The sequence below is a fragment of the Leifsonia sp. ZF2019 genome, assembly GCF_019924635.1.
GTDB lineage: Bacteria > Actinomycetota > Actinomycetes > Actinomycetales > Microbacteriaceae > Leifsonia.
Genome location: NZ_CP065037.1, coordinates 2,350,372 through 2,370,147, shown reverse-complemented (window position 1 = coordinate 2,370,147; position 19,776 = coordinate 2,350,372). Strand labels below are relative to the sequence as shown.

Annotated in this window: 15 protein-coding genes and 1 tRNA gene; 8 read left to right on the top strand and 8 right to left on the bottom strand. The window is 71.1% G+C overall.

All coding sequences use genetic code 11. The features are described 5' to 3' along the window. The first annotated feature begins 120 nt into the window (after positions 1-120). The 6 genes from gltB to IT072_RS11555 all read left to right on the top strand — a co-directional run bounded on the left by gltB (position 121) and on the right by IT072_RS11555 (position 10,639). The gene (gene gltB / locus IT072_RS11580; protein ID WP_223356691.1) at positions 121-4,698 is read left to right on the top strand and encodes a glutamate synthase large subunit; all 4,578 of its coding nucleotides are present in this window, start codon (positions 121-123) and stop codon (positions 4,696-4,698) included. Continuing rightward, positions 4,691-6,148, top strand: coding sequence for a glutamate synthase subunit beta (locus IT072_RS11575; RefSeq protein WP_223356681.1), 1,458 nt, complete (start codon positions 4,691-4,693; stop codon positions 6,146-6,148). Before gltB ends, IT072_RS11575 begins: the two co-directional genes overlap by 8 nt. A gap of 73 nt (positions 6,149-6,221) precedes the next feature. After that, the gene (gene pyk, locus IT072_RS11570; RefSeq protein WP_223356678.1) at positions 6,222-7,637 is read left to right on the top strand and encodes a pyruvate kinase; all 1,416 of its coding nucleotides are present in this window, start codon (positions 6,222-6,224) and stop codon (positions 7,635-7,637) included. 140 nt (positions 7,638-7,777) lie between these two features. Then, a complete protein-coding gene (locus IT072_RS11565; RefSeq protein ID WP_223356675.1) occupies positions 7,778-8,839 on the top strand; it encodes a LolA family protein in 1,062 nt (353 codons plus the stop codon). Beyond that, the gene (locus IT072_RS11560) at positions 8,836-9,774 is read left to right on the top strand and encodes an ABC transporter ATP-binding protein (protein WP_223356672.1); all 939 of its coding nucleotides are present in this window, start codon (positions 8,836-8,838) and stop codon (positions 9,772-9,774) included. Before IT072_RS11565 ends, IT072_RS11560 begins: the two co-directional genes overlap by 4 nt. Then, a complete protein-coding gene (locus IT072_RS11555; protein WP_223356670.1) occupies positions 9,761-10,639 on the top strand; it encodes an ABC transporter permease in 879 nt (292 codons plus the stop codon). The genes IT072_RS11560 and IT072_RS11555 overlap by 14 nt, the downstream gene beginning before the upstream one ends. 10 nt (positions 10,640-10,649) lie before the next feature. Here IT072_RS11555 and IT072_RS11550 read toward each other — a convergent pair whose 3' ends face one another. Genes IT072_RS11550 through IT072_RS11540 form a run of 3 tightly spaced genes read right to left on the bottom strand, consistent with a single transcriptional unit; the run spans position 10,650 to position 12,971 of the window. Continuing rightward, on the bottom strand, positions 10,650-11,534 hold the full coding sequence (locus IT072_RS11550) for an EamA family transporter (protein WP_223356667.1): 885 nt from the start codon (positions 11,532-11,534) through the stop codon (positions 10,650-10,652). After that, positions 11,531-12,115 carry a GNAT family N-acetyltransferase gene (locus tag IT072_RS11545; protein WP_223356665.1) on the bottom strand — a complete coding sequence of 195 codons (585 nt, stop codon included), beginning with the start codon at positions 12,113-12,115 and terminating at the stop codon, positions 11,531-11,533. Before IT072_RS11545 ends, IT072_RS11550 begins: the two co-directional genes overlap by 4 nt. A gap of 10 nt (positions 12,116-12,125) precedes the next feature. After that, positions 12,126-12,971 carry an alpha/beta fold hydrolase gene (locus tag IT072_RS11540; protein WP_223356663.1) on the bottom strand — a complete coding sequence of 282 codons (846 nt, stop codon included), beginning with the start codon at positions 12,969-12,971 and terminating at the stop codon, positions 12,126-12,128. Between the two features lie 52 nt (positions 12,972-13,023). Here IT072_RS11540 and IT072_RS11535 point away from each other — a divergent pair, with 52 nt between their 5' ends. Beyond that, on the top strand, positions 13,024-15,468 hold the full coding sequence (locus IT072_RS11535; protein ID WP_223356661.1) for a phosphoketolase family protein: 2,445 nt from the start codon (positions 13,024-13,026) through the stop codon (positions 15,466-15,468). Positions 15,469-15,541: 73 nt separating this feature from the next. On the opposite strand, the gene IT072_RS11530 is transcribed toward IT072_RS11535, so the two are convergent. The 4 genes from IT072_RS11530 to IT072_RS11515 form a co-directional block, all read right to left on the bottom strand. Then, the gene (locus IT072_RS11530; RefSeq protein ID WP_223356659.1) at positions 15,542-16,318 is read right to left on the bottom strand and encodes an SGNH/GDSL hydrolase family protein; all 777 of its coding nucleotides are present in this window, start codon (positions 16,316-16,318) and stop codon (positions 15,542-15,544) included. A 141-nt stretch (positions 16,319-16,459) separates the two neighbouring features. Beyond that, positions 16,460-17,410 carry a hypothetical protein gene (locus IT072_RS11525; RefSeq protein ID WP_223356655.1) on the bottom strand — a complete coding sequence of 317 codons (951 nt, stop codon included), beginning with the start codon at positions 17,408-17,410 and terminating at the stop codon, positions 16,460-16,462. A gap of 189 nt (positions 17,411-17,599) precedes the next feature. Continuing rightward, entirely contained in the window at positions 17,600-18,619 is a 1,020-nt protein-coding gene (locus IT072_RS11520; protein WP_223356652.1) for an LLM class flavin-dependent oxidoreductase, read from the bottom strand. A 114-nt stretch (positions 18,620-18,733) separates the two neighbouring features. Continuing rightward, entirely contained in the window at positions 18,734-19,072 is a 339-nt protein-coding gene (locus tag IT072_RS11515) for a thioredoxin family protein (RefSeq protein WP_223356649.1), read from the bottom strand. A gap of 68 nt (positions 19,073-19,140) precedes the next feature. On the opposite strand from IT072_RS11515, the gene IT072_RS11510 reads away from it, so the two are divergent. Continuing rightward, complete coding sequence (locus tag IT072_RS11510; protein WP_223356646.1) at positions 19,141-19,641, top strand: FBP domain-containing protein; 501 nt, start codon at positions 19,141-19,143, stop codon at positions 19,639-19,641. A 14-nt stretch (positions 19,642-19,655) separates the two neighbouring features. Here the strand turns inward: IT072_RS11510 and IT072_RS11505 are convergent. Next, positions 19,656-19,738, bottom strand: a tRNA-Leu gene (locus IT072_RS11505). Positions 19,739-19,776 lie beyond the last annotated feature (38 nt).

Below are 19,776 nucleotides of genomic sequence, written 5' to 3'. Positions count from 1 at the left end.
CACCGAGCCACCGGCCGCACACAGCCGGGTGAGCGCGGCGGATCCACCACCTCCTCAGGGCCGATGGCGTCCCCGCACATAGCATCCCCACATCCACGACACTGTGAGGACGGTCGAAAGATGGCGTTCACGCCTCCCCACACCCGGTTCAGCACCCTTCCTGCGAAGCAGGGTCTCTACGACCCCGCCGAGGAGAAGGACGCCTGCGGTCTCGCGATGGTCGCGACCCTGCGCGGCACCGCCGGGCACGACATCATCGACGCCGCGCTGCAGGCGCTGCGCAACCTCGAGCACCGCGGCGCTGTCGGCTCCGACGCCGGAACCGGCGACGGGGCGGGCATCGTCACGCAGGTGCCCGACGCCTTCCTGCGCGCCGTCTCGGGCCTCGAGCTCCCGGCGGCCGGACGGTACGCGGTCGGCAACGCGTTCCTGCCCACGGGGGCGGAGGAGCGCGCGGCGATCAAGTCCGCCGTCGAGGCCATCGCCGTCGAGCAGGACCTCACCGTCCTCGGCTGGCGCGAGGTTCCCGTCCGCCCCGGCGAGCTCGGCACGCTGGCGCGCGACGCGATGCCGGTCATCGAGCAGCTCTACGTCGCCAGCACACGCACGGACGAGAAGGGCGACCTCGTCGCGGGCATCGCGCTCGACCGGCAGACGTTCTTCCTCCGCAAGCGCGCCGAGCGCGAGCTCGACCTGTACTTCTCGTCGCTGTCGAGCCGCACCATCGTCTACAAGGGCATGGTCACGACGCTCCAGCTCGAGCCGTTCTATCCCGATCTGTCCGACCAGCGCTTCGCCTCGAAGCTCGCGCTCGTGCACTCGCGCTACTCGACGAACACGTTCCCGTCGTGGCCTCTCGCGCAGCCGTTCCGGATGATCGCGCACAACGGCGAGATCAACACGGTGCAGGGCAACCGCAACTGGATGCGCGCCCGGCAGTCGCAGCTCGAGAGCGAGCTGCTGGGCGATCTCTCGCCCGTCTTCCCGATCGTGACGCCGGGTGCGAGCGACTCCGCGTCGTTCGACGAGGTCGTGGAGCTCATCTCGCTCACCGGTCGTTCGCTGCCGCACGCGGTGATGATGATGGTGCCGGAGGCGTGGGAGAACCAGACCGAGATCGACCCGGTCCGGCGCGACTTCTACGAGTACCACTCGATGCTCATGGAGCCGTGGGACGGCCCGGCCGCGATCGTCTTCACCGACGGCTCGCTCGTCGGCGCGACGCTGGACCGCAACGGACTGCGCCCGGGCCGCTACGTCGTCACCAACGACGGCCTCGTCGTGCTGGCCTCCGAGATCGGCGTGCTCGACATCGAGCCGAGCAGGGTCGTGCGCAAGGGCCGACTGCGCCCGGGTCGCATGTTCCTCGTGGACACCGTCGCCGGCCGGCTGATCGAGGACGACGAGATCAAATCCGAGCTCGCCAACGGCGCGCCGTACGGCGAGTGGCTCGACGAGGGCCGCATCAACCTCAAGGACCTCCCGGAGCGCGAGCACATCGTGCACACTCCGGCCTCCATCACCCGCCGTCAGCGCACGTTCGGGTACACGGAGGAGGAGGTGCGCATCCTCCTCAAGCCGATGGCGACCACCGGCGCGGAGCCGCTCGGCGCCATGGGCTCCGACACGCCCGTGGCAGTGCTCTCCGACCGTCCGCGGCTGCTCTTCGACTACTTCACGCAGCAGTTCGCCCAGGTGACCAACCCGCCGCTGGACTCGATCCGCGAAGAGGTCGTCACCTCGCTGAAGCTCGGCCTGGGCCCGGAGCGCAACCTGCTCTCCGCCGGACCGGAGCACGCACGCCAGGTCGTCCTCGACTTCCCGGTGATCGACAACGACGAGCTCGCGAAGATCCAGCACATGGACCCGCGCCCGGGCAGCCGCCTGGCCACGACGATCCGCGGCCTCTACCGCTTCGACGCGGGCACGGACGCCATGGAGCGCCGTCTCGCCGAGATGTGCGACGAGGTCGACGAGGCCATCGAGGCCGGTGCCCAGTTCATCGTGCTGAGCGACCGCGACTCCAACAAGGATCTCGCCCCCATCCCGTCGCTGCTCATGCTCGCGGCCGTCCACCACCACCTGATCCGCGCCGAGAACCGCATGAAGGTCGGGCTCATCGTGGAGGCGGGCGACGTGCGCGAGGTGCACCACGTCGCGCTCCTGATCGGCTACGGCGCCTCGGCGATCAACCCGTATCTGGCGATGGAGACCTGCGAGGAGCTGGTCCGTTCTGGTCTGATCCCGGGCGTCTCGCCGGAGAAGGCCGTGAAGAACGTCATCAAGGCGCTCGGCAAGGGCGTCCTCAAGATCATGTCCAAGATGGGCATCTCCACCGTGTCGTCGTACGCGGCGGCGCAGGCGTTCGAGGCCGTCGGCCTCAGTCAGGAGTTCGTCGACCGCTACTTCACCGGCACCACGAGCAAGCTCGGCGGCGTCGGCATCGAGGTCATCGCGGCCGAGAACCTGTCGCGTCACGAGAGCGCCTACCCGGCCGAGAGCGCGATCGTCGCGCACGAGCGGCTGGCGACCGGCGGCGAGTACCAGTGGCGCCGTGACGGCGCGCCGCACCTCTTCAACCCGGAGACGGTCTTCCGGCTCCAGCACTCGACGCGCACGCGCCGGTACGACATCTTCCGCGAGTACACGAAGCTCGTCGACGACCAGGCCGAGTCGCTCATGACCCTGCGCGGGATGTTCGCCCTGAAATCGGGAGAGCGCACGCCGGTGCCGCTGGACGAGGTCGAGCCGATCGAGTCGATCGTCAAGCGGTTCTCCACCGGCGCGATGAGCTACGGCTCCATCTCGAAGGAGGCGCACGAGACCCTGGCGATCGCCATGAACCGGCTCGGGGCCAAGTCGAACACCGGTGAGGGCGGCGAGGACCTCGAGCGCCTGCTCGACCCGGAGCGCCGCAGCGCGATCAAGCAGGTCGCCTCGGGCCGCTTCGGCGTCACGAGCATGTACCTCACGCACGCCGACGACATCCAGATCAAGCTCGCTCAGGGCGCGAAGCCGGGCGAGGGCGGTCAGCTGCCGCCGACCAAGGTGTACCCCTGGGTGGCCCGCACACGGCACGCGACGGCCGGAGTCGGCCTGATCTCCCCGCCGCCGCACCACGACATCTACTCCATCGAGGACCTCAAGCAGCTGATCTTCGACCTCAAGCGGGCGAACCCGGGTGCGCGTATCCACGTCAAGCTCGTCTCGGAGTCGGGCATCGGCGCGGTCGCCGCGGGGACGGCGAAGGCACTGGCCGACGTCATCCTGGTCTCGGGCCACGACGGCGGCACGGGAGCCTCCCCGGTCAACTCGCTCAAGCACGCGGGCACGCCGTGGGAGCTCGGCCTCGCCGAGACGCAGCAGACCCTCATGCTCAACGGCATGCGGGAGCGCGTCGTCGTGCAGGTCGACGGCCAGCTGAAGACCGGCCGCGACGTGATCGTCGGCGCCCTGCTCGGCGCCGAGGAGTTCGGTTTCGCGACGGCGCCGCTGGTGGTCTCTGGCTGCATCATGATGCGCGTGTGCCACCTGGACACGTGCCCCGTCGGCGTCGCGACCCAGAACCCGGAGCTGCGTTCGCGCTTCTCGGGCAAGCCCGAGTTCGTGGTGAACTTCTTCGAGTTCATCGCCCAGGAGGTGCGCGAGTACCTCGCGGAGCTCGGTTTCCGCACGCTGGACGAGGCGATCGGCCACGCGGAGCTGCTCGATGTGGACCGCGCCGTGAACCACTGGAAGGCGTCGGGCATGGACCTGTCGCCGATCCTGCACGGCCCGGCGTTCCCGGCCGATGCGCCGCGCAAGAACGGCCGCGCGCAGGACCACGAGCTGGACGAGCACTTCGACAACCAGCTGATCGACGCCTCCCGCGACGTGCTCGCGAACGGCGGCACGCTCTCGCTGACGCTTCCGATCCGGAACACGGAGCGTGCCGTCGGCACGATGCTCGGGCACGAGGTGACCAAGGCACGCGGTGAGAACGGCCTGCCCAGCGGGTCGATCGACATCACACTGACCGGTTCGGCCGGCCAGTCGCTCGGCGCGTTCCTCCCGGCGGGCATCACGCTGCGCCTGGAGGGCGACTCGAACGACTACGTCGGCAAGGGGCTCTCGGGCGGCCAGATCGTCGTGCGCCCCTCGAAGGACGCCGTGTTCCCGGCCGAACGCAACGTGATCGCCGGCAACGTCATCGGCTACGGCGCGACTCAGGGGAGCATGTTCATCCGCGGCATCGTGGGCGAGCGGTTCCTGGTGCGCAACTCGGGAGCGACCGCGGTCGTCGAGGGTGTGGGCGACCACGCGCTCGAGTACATGACCGGTGGCCTCGCCGTGATCCTGGGCGGCACCGGGCGCAACCTGGGCGCCGGTATGTCGGGCGGCACCGCGTACGTGTACGAGCTCAAGGAGGACCGGGTGAACCGCGACTCCCTCGCGAGCGGCGAGCTGGAACTGCTGCCGCTCGGCAGCGCGGACGTCGAGATCGTGCGCGACCTGCTCGAGAAACACCGTGCGGAGACGGGCTCGGCGCTGGCCGACCGTCTGCTCGAGGACTTCGACGCGACCGTCGGGAAGTTCGTGAAGTTGCTGCCGCGGGATTACGCGGCCGTGCTGCAGATGCGTCAAGAAGCCGTCGACGAGGGTCTGGACCCCGACGGCGACATCGTGTGGAACCGGATTTTGGAGGTCACTGGTGGCTGACCCGAAGGGCTTTCTGAAGACCACGGAGCGGGAGCTCCCCGCGCGGCGACCGGTCTCGGTGCGCCTCATGGACTGGAAAGAGGTCTACGAGGCGGGCGACCCGGCCCAGCTGCGCCGGCAGGCCGGCCGCTGCATGGACTGCGGCGTGCCGTTCTGCCACCAGGGCTGCCCTCTGGGCAACCTCATCCCGGAGTGGAACGACCTGATGTGGCGCGGGGAGGGCCGCCAGGCGATCGAGCGCTTGCACGCGACCAACAACTTCCCGGAGTTCACGGGCCGTCTCTGCCCGGCCCCGTGCGAGTCCTCGTGCGTGCTCGGCATCAACCAGCCCGCCGTGACGATCAAGCAGGTCGAGGTGTCGATCATCGACCAGGCCTGGCAGAACGGCTGGGTGCAGCCGCACCCGCCGGAGCGCCTGACCGGCAAGACGGTCGCCGTCGTCGGCTCGGGTCCCGCCGGCCTCGCCGCCGCGCAGCAGCTCACGCGCGCCGGCCACACCGTCGCCGTGTACGAGCGCGACGACCGCATCGGCGGCCTTCTGCGCTACGGCATCCCGGACTTCAAGATGGAGAAGAAGCACCTCGAGGCGCGTCTGAACCAGATGATGGCCGAGGGCACCCGCTTCCGCGCGGGCGTCGACATCGGCACGGACATCACCTGGGACGAACTGCGGACCCGTTACGACGCGGTCGTGGTCGCCACCGGTGCGATGGTCCCGCGCGATCTGCCCATCCCCGGCCGGGACCTGGCCGGCGTGCACTTCGCGATGGAGTACCTGGTCCAGCAGAACAAGGCGGGCGCCGGGGACGATGTCTCCGGCCAGATCACGGCCGACGGCAAGCACGTCGTCGTCCTGGGCGGCGGCGACACCGGCGCGGACTGCATCGGCACCGCCCACCGCCAGGGCGCGGCGAGCGTCACCAACCTCGCGATCGGCGTCCAGCCGCCGTCGGAGCGCCCCGCGCACCAGCCGTGGCCGACCACACCGACGCTCTTCGAGGTGCAGTCGGCGCACGAGGAGGGCGGCCAGCGCGAGTTCCTCGCGTCCACCGTCGAGTTCCTCGCCAACGAGTTCGGCGAGGTGCGCGCACTGCGCGTCGCCGAGACCGAGTACCTCGACGGCCGCCGCGTGCCGAAGGCGGGCACCGAGCGCGAGATCCCCGCGGACCTCGTGCTGCTCGCCCTGGGCTTCACCGGCCCGGAGCAGGACGACCTGTCGGCCCAGCTCAACCTCCCCTTCGACCAGCGCGGCAACCTCCAGCGCGACGGGCAGTACCAGACCAGCGAGCCGGGCGTCTTCGTCGCGGGCGACGCGGGCCGCGGCCAGTCGCTCATCGTGTGGGCGATCGCCGAGGGCCGGGCGGCGGCGGCGGCCGTCGACCGGTATCTTGAGGGGGAGACGCAGCTGCCGGCTCCGGTCCGCCCGACCGACCGGGGAATCCTCGTCTGACCCGATGCCCTCTTCGGGCATCACCACGAACCGCGCGCCGTCAGGGGCGCACGAACATCGGAGCAACGAAAGCATGAGAAGGGCGAAAATCGTCTCGACCCTCGGGCCGGCGACGTCCAGCTACGACAACATCCGCGCGATCATCGACGCGGGTGTCGACGTGGCCAGGATGAATCTGAGCCACGGCAGCTACGACGTCCACGAGGGGGTCTACGCGAACGTGCGCAAGGCTGCCGCGGACGCCGGGAAGCCCGTCGCGGTCCTGGTCGACCTGCAGGGCCCGAAGATCCGCCTCGGCAAGTTCGAGGCGGGCCCCTACGAGCTCGCCGAGGGCGACATCTTCAAGATCACCACCGAGGACATCATCGGCACCAAGGAGATCTCCTCGACCACGTTCAAGGGGCTGCCCCAGGACGTCAAGCCGGGCGACTTCCTGCTGATCGACGACGGAAAGGTGCGCGTCGAGGTCCTCGAGACCGACGGCACCGTCGTCACTACGCGTGTCGTGGTCGCCGGCCCGGTCTCGAACAACAAGGGCATCAACCTCCCGGGCGTCGCGGTCAACGTGCCCGCGCTGTCCGAGAAGGACGAGGCTGACCTGCGCTGGGGACTCAAGCTCGGCGCCGACCTGATCGCGCTCTCGTTCGTGCGCAACGCCGCCGACATCGAGCGTGTGCACGAGATCATGGCGGAGGAGGGGCGTCGCGTCCCGGTCGTCGCCAAGATCGAGAAGCCGCAGGCCGTCGAGGCGCTCGAGGGGATCATCGAGGCGTTCGACGCCATCATGGTCGCCCGTGGCGACCTCGGCGTGGAGCTGCCGCTAGAGGCCGTCCCGATCGTGCAGAAGCGCGCGGTCGAGCTCGCCCGCCGCGCCGCCAAGCCGGTCATCGTCGCGACGCAGATGCTCGAGTCGATGATCTCGAGCCCGGTCCCGACCCGCGCCGAGACCTCCGACGTCGCGAACGCCGTCCTGGACGGTGCGGACGCGGTCATGCTCTCCGGCGAGACCAGCGTCGGCGAGTACCCGACCGTGACGGTCCAGACCATGGCCCGCATCGTGACCTCCACCGAGGAGCACGGTCTCGACCGCATCGCGCCGCTCGGCACGCGGCCGCGCACACAGTCCGGTGCCATCACCCTGGCGGCCGTGGAGGTCGCGGACTTCGTCGAGGCGAAGTACCTCTGTGTGTTCACCGAGTCGGGCGAGTCCGCCCGCCGCATGGCCCGCCTGCGCAGCAGGATCCCGATTCTGGCCTTCACGCCCGAGGAGTCGACCCGTCGCAAGATGGCGCTCTACTGGGGTGTGGAGTCCTTCGTCGTCGACCGTGTGACCCACACCGACCAGATGGTCGCCCAGGTGGACGAGGCGCTCAAGTCGACCGGCCGCGCCCAGAACGGCGACAAGGTCATCATCATCTCGGGTTCCCCTCCCGGGATCCCCGGAACCACCAACGACATCCGCGTGCACCGCGTCGGCGACGTGCTCTGAGCCGACCCGATATCACGGATGGAGGAGGCCCCGCGTCGATCGGACGCGGGGCCTCCTCGCGTCCGCGGTGGTGGTCAGCGCCGTGCTTTTCCCGGTCAGCTCGCAGGGTGACCGGGTGAGGCGGAGCGTATCCTGAGGGTATGAGTCGCCGATGGATCCGCTGGGTTCCCGCGGTCGCCGTTCCCGCGGCGATCGCCGCCGGGGCGATCGCCGTGCCCCTCGCCGCCGGCGCGGCGGACCTCCCGGTGCGCTCGCCGGAGGACGTGGTGCGCCTCGTCGCCGCGAGCGACACGGAGACCTTCTCCGGGACGGTCGCGCAGAGTTCCGAGCTGGGGCTGCCCGACATCTCGGGGATGACCGGATCCTCGTCCTCAGCGACGTCGAGCGAGCAGAGCGCCCTCGAGCTGCTGACCGGAGACCACACCGCCAAGGTGTACGTCGACGGTCCGACGCGCCAGCGCGTCCAGGTGCTGGACCAGCTGGCCGAGCGCGACGCGGTGCGCAACGGTGCGGACGTGTGGCTGTACGACTCGAAGGGGGAGTCGGCGACGCATCTCACCCTCCCGGATCGCGCCTCGTCGGGTGCCGAGGCCGCGACGCCGACGCCGCTGGCCACCACTCCGCAGGCTCTCGCCGAGAAGCTGATCGCCGCGGCCGACCCCACGACGGAGGTGACGCTCGCCGCGCCGTCCACGGTCGCGGGGCGTGACGCCTACACTCTCGTCCTGACCCCGCGCACGGCGGCGACGCTGGTGGGCTCGGTCCGGATCGCGGTCGACGGCGCCACGGGCATCCCGTTGCGAGTGCAGGTGCTCGCGCGCGGTGCGAGCGCCCCGGCGTTCGAGGCCGGGTTCACGTCGTTCAGCACGGACCGGCCGTCCACCGACCTGTTCGCCTTCACCCCGCCGAAGGGCGCGAAGGTGACCGAGCAGTCGCTGTCGGCGCCGTCCGGACACCAGCCGCAGGGCGCCGACCACCCGAAGCCGCAGGTCAGCGGCGAGGGCTGGGCGAGCATCGTCACGCTGGCCGCCGGCTCCGCTCCGGACGGTCTCGTCTCCGATCCGCTGTTCGCACAGCTGACGACCACGGTGGACGGCGGTCGGGCGCTCAGCACCTCCCTGGTGTCGGTGCTCGTGACCTCCGATGGACGCGTGCTCGCCGGCGCCGTCCCCGTCTCCGCGCTGCAGGCCGCCGCACGGTGACCGACGCCGCCGCGATCGCGACGAGCGGCCTGACGAAGCGATTCCGTTCGCGCGCGGTGGTCGACGGCATCGACCTGGAGGTTCCGCGCGGCTCGGTGTTCGGCTTCCTCGGACCGAACGGGTCGGGAAAGACCACCACGATCCGGATGCTCCTGGGACTGGTCGCGCCGTCGGCGGGGGAGGCCCGCGTTCTCGGCGAGCGGATGCCCGACCGCGGTGCGAGCGTGCTGCCCCGCGTCGGCGCCCTGGTCGAGGGGCCGGCGTTCGCTCCATACTTGTCGGGCACGGCGAACCTCCTGCGCCGGGACAGCGCGGATCGTCTCGCCCCGGGTGCGACCCGGCGTCGGCGGGTGGAGGCCGCGCTCGAGCGCGTCGGCCTCTCGCACGCCGCCGGCAAGCATGTGCGCGCCTACTCGCTCGGGATGAAGCAGCGGCTCGGCATCGCCGGGGCCCTGCTGACCGAGCGCGACCTGCTCGTGCTCGACGAGCCCACGAACGGTCTCGACCCGCAGGGGACGCGGGAGGTGCGCTCCCTGGTCCGCTCGCTCGCCGACGGCGGCACGACGGTGTTCGTGTCCAGCCATCTCCTGGCCGAGATCGAGCAGATGTGCACGCACGCCGCGATCATGCGGGCCGGCCGGCTCGTGGCCCAGGGCTCGCTCGCCGAGCTGCGGGGCGGATCCGGGCCGCGGGTGGCGGTCGAGACTCCCGACGCGCCGCTCGCCGCCTCGGTGCTGGCCGGGATGGGTCTGGACTCCTCTCCCGTCCCATCCGGCGTGGAGGCGTCGCTCGGGGCCGACGCTCCCGCCGCGGAAGAGCTGGCGTCCGCCCTGGTCGGTGCCGGGGTCCGGCTGCGGGGGTTCGCGGTGCGTTCCTCGAGCCTGGAGGAGCGGTTCGTCGAGCTGACCGGGGAGGGCTTCGATGTCGAGCAGTGACGCGACGACCGCCGCCCCGTCCGCCGGCGCGGTCGGCGCGCGGCGGACGCGGCCGTCGGCCGGATGGGGACTGCTCGGTTCCGAGCTGTCCGTCCTCTTCCGGCGGCTGCGCACGTGGGCCATGCTCGCCGCACTCGCCGCGGTTCCCGTGCTCATCGCCGTCGCCGTGCGCATCACCGGCGGGTCGAGCCGGGGTCCCGGGTTCCTCAGCCAGATCACCGACAACGGGCTCTTCGTCGCCTTCACCGCCCTGGTGGTGTGCATGCCGCTCTTCCTGCCGCTCACGATCGGCGTCGTCGCCGGAGACACGATTGCGGGTGAGGCGAGTCACGGCACCCTCCGCTACCTCGTCATCGCCCCAGCGGGCCGTCTGCGCCTCCTCGCCGTGAAGTACGCCGGATCGGCCGCGTTCTGCGTGGCAGCAGCGCTGACGGTGGCGATCGCGGGCGCGGCGATCGGCGCGGTGCTCTTCCCGATCGGCCCGGTGACCCTGCTCTCCGGCACGACGGTCGGCGTCGCGGACGCGTTCGGGAGGCTGCTGCTGATCGCCGCGTACGTCGTCGTGTCGCTGCTCGGGCTGTGCGCCATCGGGCTGTTCCTCTCCACCCTGACCGATGTCCCGGTGGGCGCCATGGCCGCCACCGCCGTGCTGGCGGTGGTGTCGCAGGTCCTCGATCAGCTGCCGCAGCTTTCCGACCTGCACCCGTGGCTGTTCTCCCACTACTGGCTTGCGTTCGGCGACCTGCTGCGCGACCCGATCTCCTGGGACGCTCTCGGCCAGAACGCCCTGCTCCAGCTGGGCTACATCGCGGTGTTCGGCGCGCTCGCAATCGGCCGGTTCACGACGAAAGACATCCTCTCCTAGCTGTCGCGGGCTACGGCATCCCCTCCGCCGCAGCCTCCAGGTCCGAGCGCGGCTTCTCGCGCTGCGTCGCGATGCTGACGCCCGCCGCGACGCACACGACGACGATGCCCACGACCTGGATCAGGGCGAAACGCTCGCCCAGCACGAGCACACCGAAGACCGTGGCCACCACCGGGCCGAAGCTGGTGATGATGGCGTACAGGCGCGGCGTGATGCGACGGAGGATGAAGGTGTCCAGGCTGTACGGAAGAGCGGAGGACAGCACGCCCAGCGAGAGGAGCAGCCCCAGCACTCCCCAGTCGACACGGGCGTAGTCGATCACGACGAGTGCGATCGGCACGGTGAGCACGGTCGCGACCACGCTCGCGACGCTGAGGCCCTCCAGCCCCGGCAGGCGCGTCGCCACACGGCGCGTGAGCAGGATGTACGCGGCCCAGGCGGAGGCGGCCGTCAGGGCGAGCACGACGCCGAGCGGGTCGAGCTCGCCCTCCGTCGCCGTGAGCAGCACGACGCCCGCCGCGGCGGCGAGCGCGCAGACCCCGTCGAGGACGCGGCGCGATCCGAGCAGGGCGAGGGCGAACGGGCCGAGGAACTCGATCGTGGCCGCGATGCCGAGCCCGAGGCGACCGACCGCCTCGTAGAAGCTGAGGTTCATGGCAGCGAGGACGACGCCGAGTGCGAGCGCCGGCCACAGCCTGCGCCAGGTCAGCTCCGCCCGCTTCGGCCGGTAGAACGGCAGGACGGCGACGGCCGTGACGAGCTGACGCGCAGCCACGACGACGACCGCTCCCACGACGGGGATGAGCAGCCCGGCGATCGCGGAGCCGAAGTTGATGCTGACCTCCGTGGCGACCTGGGTGCCGGCGCCGACGACCCGATCGCGTCTGGAGTTCACTCCGCCGAGCTTAGCCGTCGGCGCATGATCGCCCGCGAGGCCGACGGGCGCCGCGCGACCTCGAAGCCGGCCGCCCGGAAGAGCGCGACCGTGCCGTGGTACCGCTCGGCGGCCGACAGCGTCGGCCGCGCCTCGGTGTCGACCGGGTAGCCCTCGACGACGGTCGCGCCGCGGTCGCGCGCGTGCTCGACGGCGCCGGCCAGGAGCTCGCCCGCCAGCCCGCGACGGCGGAACTCGGGGCGCACGACGAAGCAGGTGACCGCCCACGGGTCGACGGGGTCCTCGGTCTGCCGCCGGGTGATGGGCGACCGGCTCAACGCCGGGTAGGCGGCGAACGGCTCGACGGCCGCCCATCCCGCGGGTTCCCCGTCGAGGAAGGCGATCACCCCGGTCGATCCGTCCTCGAGTTGCGCGCGCATCGATTCCGCTTTGTCGTCGCGGGAGCCGGCGTCCCACGCTGCGCGCGGGAGCTTGAACCACTGGCACCAGCAGCCGGCGGGATCCCCGACGGTGCCGAACACCGTGCGCACGTCCTCCCACGCGCTCGCGTCGGCCGACCGGATGACCACCTCGTGCACCATGCGACCGACGCTACCGCGCGTGCAGCGCCCCCGCCAGGAGGCTCGGGTGCTCGACGTGTGCGAAGTGCCCCGTCGCCGGGAGCACCGTCGAGTGCAGCTGCGGCAGCAGGCGCGACAGCGGGAGGTCGTCCGACGCGGGCGAGAAGAGGTCGTGGTCGCCGTGGACGGCGAGGACCGGGCAGCGCACGCGACGCCAACGCTCCGCGGCCGGGTAGCGGCGTGCGCAGGCGAGGGCCCGGAGGAAGGCGGCGGGGCGCAGATCGCGGGCCAGCTCGGTCACGGCATCCGGCACGCGCCGGCCGAAGAGCGGCGCGGTGAGGGTGCGCAGGAGGCCGATCCGGTCGAGGACGCCCACGAAACGGATCCCCGCGGGGCCGAGCGCGTCCAGTGCGCGCATCGCTGCGGCGAGACCGAGGAGCGCCGGGTAACGGCGCGCGAACTCCACGGCGCCGAGCCGGTCGCCCTGCCCACCGAACGTCGTCGCCGACACCAGGACGACCGACTCGGTCGCCTCCGGCTCCTGCGCCGCCAGCTCCAGGGCGACGAATCCGCCGAGGGAATGCCCCACGAGCCGCCAGCGCTCATAGCCGAGCGCGCGCACGGTCGCTGCGACCGCTGCGGCGATCCCAGCCGGGTCGAGCGTGTCGACATCGGCGGGGGAATCGCCCCAGCCCGGGAGATCAGGCACGACGAGGTCCGAGACGTCGCCGCCGCTCTCGGCGGAATCGATGGCCGCGCGCCAGGTCGTCCACGATCCGGCGGCGCCGTGCAGCAGGACCGTGGCGGTGCGCCCGCGCCGCTCCGTGCGCCGCACCGCGACCGCGCCGCACGGAGTGTTCACCTCGATCTTCTCCACGTCCTGTTGTTCGGAGCGGCCCCGCCGTAGGATTCCCACGAGGGGAGAGACTGTGAGCGAATCCACCGCATCGATCGACCGCACCGAGCTGAGTGAGGAGAGCCTGGACCGATTGGATGCGTGGTGGCGTGCCGCCAACTACCTCTCGGTCGGGCAGATCTACCTCCTCGACAATCCGCTCCTGCGGCGGCCGCTCTCGCGCGACGACATCAAGCCGCGGTTGCTGGGCCACTGGGGCACCACGCCGGGTCTCAACTTCGTCTACGCCCACCTCAACCGCGTGATCCAGGAGCGGGACCTCGACACGATCTTCATCGCGGGTCCCGGGCACGGTGGCCCGGGCGTGGTCGCGAGCGCCTACCTCGACGGCACCTACAGTGAGGTCTACAGTGCCATCGACCGGAGCGAGGACGGGCTGCGCGGGCTCTTCCGGCAGTTCTCGTTCCCCGGCGGCATCCCGAGCCACGCGGCTCCGGAGACGCCCGGATCGATCCACGAGGGCGGGGAGCTGGGCTACTCGCTCTCGCACGCGTACGGCGCCGCGTTCGACAACCCGGACCTGCTCGTCGCGGCCGTCGTCGGCGACGGCGAGGCGGAGACCGGCCCGCTGGCGACCGCGTGGCACTCCAACAAGTTCCTCGACCCGGTGACCGACGGCGTCGTGCTGCCCATCCTGCACCTCAACGGATACAAGATCGCCAACCCGACCGTGCTCGCGCGCATCCCGGAGAGCGAGCTGATGGACCTCATGCGGGGCTACGGCTACACGCCGCACCTGGTGTCCGGCGGCTTCGACGGCGAGGACCCGCGCGAGGTCCACAAACGCATGGCCGCTGAACTCGACCTCATCCTCGACGAGATCGCCGCGATCAAGCGCGCCGCGGCGGCAGGGGAGCTGGACGCCCGTCCCGCCTGGCCGATGCTCGTCCTCCGCACCCCCAAAGGCTGGACGTGTCCGCCCGAGATCGACGGGCATCCCGCGGAGAACAACTGGCGCTCCCACCAGGTGCCGCTCGCGGACGCACGCGACACGGAGGCGCACACCCGGCTGCTGGAGAGCTGGCTGGCGTCCTACCGGCCGGAAGAGCTCTTCGACGAGGCCGGCGCGCCGGTGCCTCTCGTCACCGCCCTGGCCCCGCAGGGCGAGCGGCGCATGAGCGCCAACCCGGTCGCGAACGGCGGCCTCCTGCGCAAAGATCTGCGGCTGCCCGACTTCCGGGACTATGCGGTCGACGTCCCGGCCCCGGGCGGCTCGGTCGCGGAGGCGACGCGGGTGCTCGGCGAGTGGTTCCGCGATGTGATGCGGGAGAACCCGGAGGACTTCCGGCTGTTCGGACCGGATGAGACCGCGTCCAACCGCCTCCAGGCCGTCTACGAGGTGACCGGCAAGCAGTGGAACGCCGAGTACTGGCCCATCGACGCGGACAACCATCTCGTCCCCAGCGGCCGGGTGATGGAGATGCTGAGCGAGCACCAGTGCCAGGGCTGGCTCGAAGGCTATCTGCTGAGCGGACGGCACGGAGTCATCACGTCGTACGAGGCGTTCATCCACATCGTCGACTCCATGTTCAACCAGCACGCCAAGTGGCTGAAGAGCTCGCGGCAGATCGCCTGGCGGCGCCCGGTGGCCTCCCTCAACTATCTGCTCAGTTCGCACGTGTGGCGGCAGGACCACAATGGGGCCTCCCACCAGGACCCGGGCTTCATCGATCACGTCGTCAACAAGAAGGCGGACGTTGTGCGCGTGTACCTGCCGTTCGACGCGAACACGCTCCTCTCGACCTACGACCACTGCCTGCGGTCCACCGATTACGTCAACGTGGTGGTCGCCGGCAAACAGCCCGCGCCGAACTGGCTCACGATGGACCAGGCCATCGCCCACTGCACCCGCGGCATCGGCGTGTTCGAGTGGGCCGGGACGGAAGTGGACGGCGAGGAGCCGGACGTGGTGCTCGCCTGCGCGGGAGACATCCCGACGCTCGAGGTGCTCGCCGCGGCGGACATCCTGCGCCACCGCCTCCCCTCGCTGAAGGTGCGGGTGGTGAACGTCGTCGACCTGATGCGCCTGCAGAGCGAAGGGGAGCACCCCCACGGCCTGGGCGACCGCGAGTACGACGCGCTCTTCACGACGGACAAGCCGGTGATCTTCGCCTATCACGGCTACCCCTGGCTCATCCACCGACTCACCTACCGCCGGGCCGGCCACAACAACCTCCACGTGCGCGGCTACAAGGAGGAGGGCACCACGACGACACCGTTCGACATGGTGATGCTCAACGACCTCGACCGGTACCACCTCGTGATCGACGTGCTCGACCGCGTCCCGGGGCTCGCGGCGCGGGAGACGGCCTTCCGGCAGGAGATGCAGGACGCGCGCCTGGCCGCCCGCCAGTACACACGTGAGCACGGCGAGGACATCCCCGTCGTCGCCGAGTGGGGGTGGGGCGGTGACGCGGACGGGGCGCGCCTCGACTCCACAGGCGGCGACAACGACTGAGACGCCTCACGATCTCCCGCGCTGACGGACACAGCGGGGTCGCATCCTGCCGGCCGGACGAGGCCGCCGAGGGTCAGAGGGGCTGGGCGCTCGCCGGGTCGACGACGGTGAGCTCGGCGATCTTCGCCGCACGGCCGTCGCCCGAGGAACGGCCGGTGAGGCGGCGGCCGACCCAGGGGAGCACGAAGCGCCGGTAGTAGTCGGCGGTGCGGCGGCTCCGCGGCCCCGCGGGCGCCGCCGCGACCTCCTCGACGCCCCACTCCGTCGGCACCGGCACGTCGAACGCGGTGAGCACGTTGCTCGCCACCCGCGCGTGCCCCAGCGCGTTGAGGTGGAGGCGGTCCTCCGACCAGTAGCGGATGTCCTCCAGGCTCTCGTCGGCCCAGTTGTCCACGAACGTGATGCCGTCGCGGGGGAGCATCGCGCGCACCTCGCGAGCGAGCTCGTCGCCACGTCTGCGCACGAGACCGCCCAACGGGAGGTGGGCGCTGGGATTGGCTCCGCTCAGGAGGAGCATATGGCTGCCGGACGCGGTGACCCGGTCGGCTGCGTCGACCAGGATCCGGGCGACCTCGGAGATCGCGACCCGTGGCCGCATGATGTCGTTGCCGCCGCCGTTGAGGCTCACCAGCTGCGGGTGCTGGTCGATCGCCGGGCCGATCTGCTCGGCCACGATCGGGCCGAGTTTGCGGCCGCGGATGGCGAGGTTGGCGTACCGGACGGGTTCCGGGGACGCGGCGGCGAGCCCGAGCGCGACGAAGTCGGCCCAGCCGCGCACCCGCCCGTCGGGGAGGTCGTCGCCGACGCCCTCGGTGAAGCTGTCCCCGATCGCGATGTAGGAGGTGAACACAGGCCTACGCTACCCGCCGCGCGTACCACGGGACGCACCGCGACGCGGAGGGGCGGCGAGCGCGTCGCGCCCACGAGGCCATGCTGACGGTGTCCACGATCGAGCTCGCCGCGATCGAGGCCACGGCCGATGCGGCTGCGCCTACTTCGCGATCAGGTCCTGCCAGCTGAGCAGGTGCTCGACCGTCACCCCGGCGTACCCGGAGACGGACGAGAACGCGGACCGCACGAGGGCGGTCTCCGACTCGAGCAGGGCTGCGCTGTCGTCGCCGAACGTCGCTCCCGGACCTCCGGCGACCTCGGGGGAGTCCGTCTCCACGCCGATGCTGTACGGCGTCCTGGCCACGCTCGCCTCGCGTGCGGCGGGACCCGCCAGTGCGATGATCCCGTCGTCGCCGCGCGCGTGGTCGACGAACGCGACGATCGCGACGGAGTCGAGGTGCGGCAGGAGCTCGCCGAAGAGGGTCCCGCCGGCGGGGTTCTGCTTCGCAGCGAGCCACCACGGCAGGTCGGCGCCGACGGGGACCGCCCGCGCGGCGTCCGCTGCCGCGTCGTACATCGTGGCGAGCTTGTCGACGATGCCGGGCAGCTCGTCCTCGGTCGCGTCCACCCACGGCTCGACGTCGAACTGGATCGCGTCGAACGGAGCCGCCTTCAGCGCTGCGCGCGTCCACGTCGCCGCCAGGTCGGGGTCGTCAGCCCACGCCGGATCGCCGCCGAGCGCGGCCACCGTGGTGACGCCCGCCCTGTGCAGCGCGGTGATCGACGCCTTCAGCCAGCTCGAGAACGGTCCCTCGTCGGCCGCCCATGGCACCGAGAGGTACACCGTCTTGAGCTTGTGCGCGCTGGCGAAGGCGGCGAGCGCCTTCGGGGCGAACTCCGGGTCCCCCTGCCCGCGCGCGTCGACGGCGGGGTCGATCGGGTTGCCCCACGCCCACATGCTCGTGATCGCGGACCCGGTCGCCTTGGCTGCGAGGTTCGCGGAGGGCGTGGATGCTGCGGAAGCGGGAGCTGCGGTCATCAGCAGCGAGCCTCCCAGAGCGAGGGCGACGGCGCCACCGATGAGGGATGCTCGGAGTCGCGGAACACGCATGGCACACCCTTCGGACGGAACACGGAGTCGCTGCGATTCGGGTGTGCAGCAATGCCAGTATTCCATTCAAAGGTGGGCCGGACAGGCCTCCGTTCGGGGTACAAATGAGTGCGCCGAGAAGGCCCATTATGGGCCTCCTCGGCGCCTTCGCCCCGAGATTGAGCCGTCTCGACGGAGGCCGCGGCTGCGTCAGCGCCAGCCGAGTGCGGGCGCGATGTGCGTCACGACCGACTCCAGCAGGTGGGCGTTGTAATCCACGCCGAGCTGGTTCGGGACGGTCAGGATCAGAGTGTCGGCAGCCTCCACCGCAGCGTCGGTGCGCAGTTCCTCGACGAGGGCGTCCGGCTCGCCGACGTAGCTCTTGCCGAAGCGGGCGAGGCCGCCGTCGAGGTGCCCGACCTGGTCGCGGCGGTCGGCCTGGGCGGAGGCTCCGAAGTAGCGGCGATCGAGGTCGTTGACGATGGGCATGATGCTGCGGCTGACGGAGACACGGGGCTCCCGTTCCCAGCCGGCGGTGGCCCAGGCATCGCGGTAGAGCTGGATCTGCTCGGCCTGGAGGTCGGAGAAGGCGACGCCGGTGTCCTCCGTGAGGAGGGTGGAGCTCATCAGGTTCATGCCCTGCTCCGCCGTCCACACCGCGGTCTGCCGCGTGCCGGAGCCCCACCAGATGCGATCGCCGAGTCCGGGGGACTGCGGCTCGATGGCGAGAGCGCCGGTGCGGCCGGTCATCTGCGGGTTCGCCTGCGCGATGCCCGCACCGGCGATCGCGGCGCGGAACAGCTCGGTGTGGCGGCGCGCGAGGTCCGCGTCGGTCTCGCCCTCGTCGGGCAGGTAGCCGAACGACTCGTACCCGCGCAGCGCGGTCTCGGGTGATCCGCGGCTCACGCCGAGCTGCAGTCGTCCTTCGCTGATGAGATCCGCCGCCGCGGCGTCCTCGGCCATGTACAGGGGGTGCTCGTAGCGCATGTCGATGACGCCGGTGCCGATCTCGATACGGCTGGTGCGGGCGCCGATGGCGGCGAGGAGCGGGAACGGGGACGCCAGTTGCGGCGCGAAGTGGTGCACGCGGAAGAACGCGCCGTCGGCTCCCAGCTCCTCTGCGGCGACCGCGAGCTCGATGCTCTGACGGAGGGCGTCGCCCGCCGTCCGCACGACAGAGCCCGGCACCTCCTGGTAGTGGCCGAACGAGAGGAATCCGATCTTCTTCACACCGGGTCCAAGGCGGAGCGGCTCTCCCGTATTCCGCCTCGTGTGCCGGGCGTGGCCGATCGGCTGTGCGCCGTGTGCGCCGTGGAGCAACCCGAGGGGGCGGCGCCGGTCCGCTCAGTCGAGATAGGGCGCGAGCGCCATCTCCATCGCCGGCCGCGGCTTCGCGCCCACGATCGTCCCCACGGGCTCCCCGGCTCGGAACATCTTCATGAACGGGAGGGCGAGCGCGCGGTACTCGGCGGCGGTGCGCGGATTGTCGTCGGCGTTGATCTTCACGACCCGCAGGACGTCGGAGTGGTCGCGGGCGACCTGCTCGAGCACCGGCCCGAGGGCACGGCAGGGGCCGCACCACTCCGCCCAGAACTCGACCAGCGTGATGCCGGGCGCAGCGAGCACTTCGGCGGCGAAGGAGGCGTCGGTGACGCTGCGGATGAGGCTGTCGGTTGTCGTCATGTCGGCACGCTAAGCCCTGCCCCCGGCGGCAAGGTCAACCTGTGCGAGCATGGAACGCGGAGGTGCACATGGAGAGCCTGACCGAACAGCAGATCCGCGAGTCCTTCGTCAACTGCACGCGCAGCGAAGCCGACGACATGCCGCTGCCGCCCGGTATGCACGAGATCGACTGGTCGCGCCGAGAGTACCTCGGCTGGCGCGATCCGCGGCTCCCGCAGCGCGGCTACGTCGTCATCCCCACCGACGAGGGCCCGGTCGGCATACTGCTGCGCGCGTCGGAAGCGTCCATGCGATCGCACGCGCCGTCGATGTGCGGCTGGTGCCAAGACGTGCACTACCCGCGCGACGTCTACTTCTGGTCGGCGCGGCGCGCCGGCCAGGCGGGCCGCAACGGCGACACCGTCGGCACCCACGTGTGCGGAGAGTTCGAGTGCAGCGTGAACGTCCGCCGCACGCCGCCCCCGCAGTTCATCGGATTCGACGTGGACGCGGCCATCGCGGACCGCATCGCCGGGCTCGCCGAGCGCGCGCGGCGCTTCGCCGCCTCCGTCATCGGAGCCCGCATCTGAGGGGCCGTTCGTCGTGCCGCTGGTGGGACTCGAACCCACACGCCCTTCCGGACAAAGCATTTTGAGTGCTCCGCGTCTGCCATTCCGCCACAGCGGCGCACAACAACACCTGAACAATACCGTAGGCTTTCATGC

What these genes read in the sequence shown, in the direction of transcription:
- pyk (WP_223356678.1), top strand. Translation starts at nt 6,222, where the DNA reads ATGAGAAGGGCGAAAATCGTCTCGACCCTCGGGCCGGCGACGTCCAGC.
- IT072_RS11510 (WP_223356646.1), top strand. Translation starts at nt 19,141, where the DNA reads ATGGAGAGCCTGACCGAACAGCAGATCCGCGAGTCCTTCGTCAACTGC.
- gltB (WP_223356691.1), top strand. Translation starts at nt 121, where the DNA reads ATGGCGTTCACGCCTCCCCACACCCGGTTCAGCACCCTTCCTGCGAAG.
- IT072_RS11515 (WP_223356649.1), bottom strand. Translation starts at nt 19,072, where the DNA reads ATGACGACAACCGACAGCCTCATCCGCAGCGTCACCGACGCCTCCTTC.
- IT072_RS11545 (WP_223356665.1), bottom strand. Translation starts at nt 12,115, where the DNA reads ATGGTGCACGAGGTGGTCATCCGGTCGGCCGACGCGAGCGCGTGGGAG.
- IT072_RS11555 (WP_223356670.1), top strand. Translation starts at nt 9,761, where the DNA reads ATGTCGAGCAGTGACGCGACGACCGCCGCCCCGTCCGCCGGCGCGGTC.
- IT072_RS11565 (WP_223356675.1), top strand. Translation starts at nt 7,778, where the DNA reads ATGAGTCGCCGATGGATCCGCTGGGTTCCCGCGGTCGCCGTTCCCGCG.
- IT072_RS11525 (WP_223356655.1), bottom strand. Translation starts at nt 17,410, where the DNA reads ATGCGTGTTCCGCGACTCCGAGCATCCCTCATCGGTGGCGCCGTCGCC.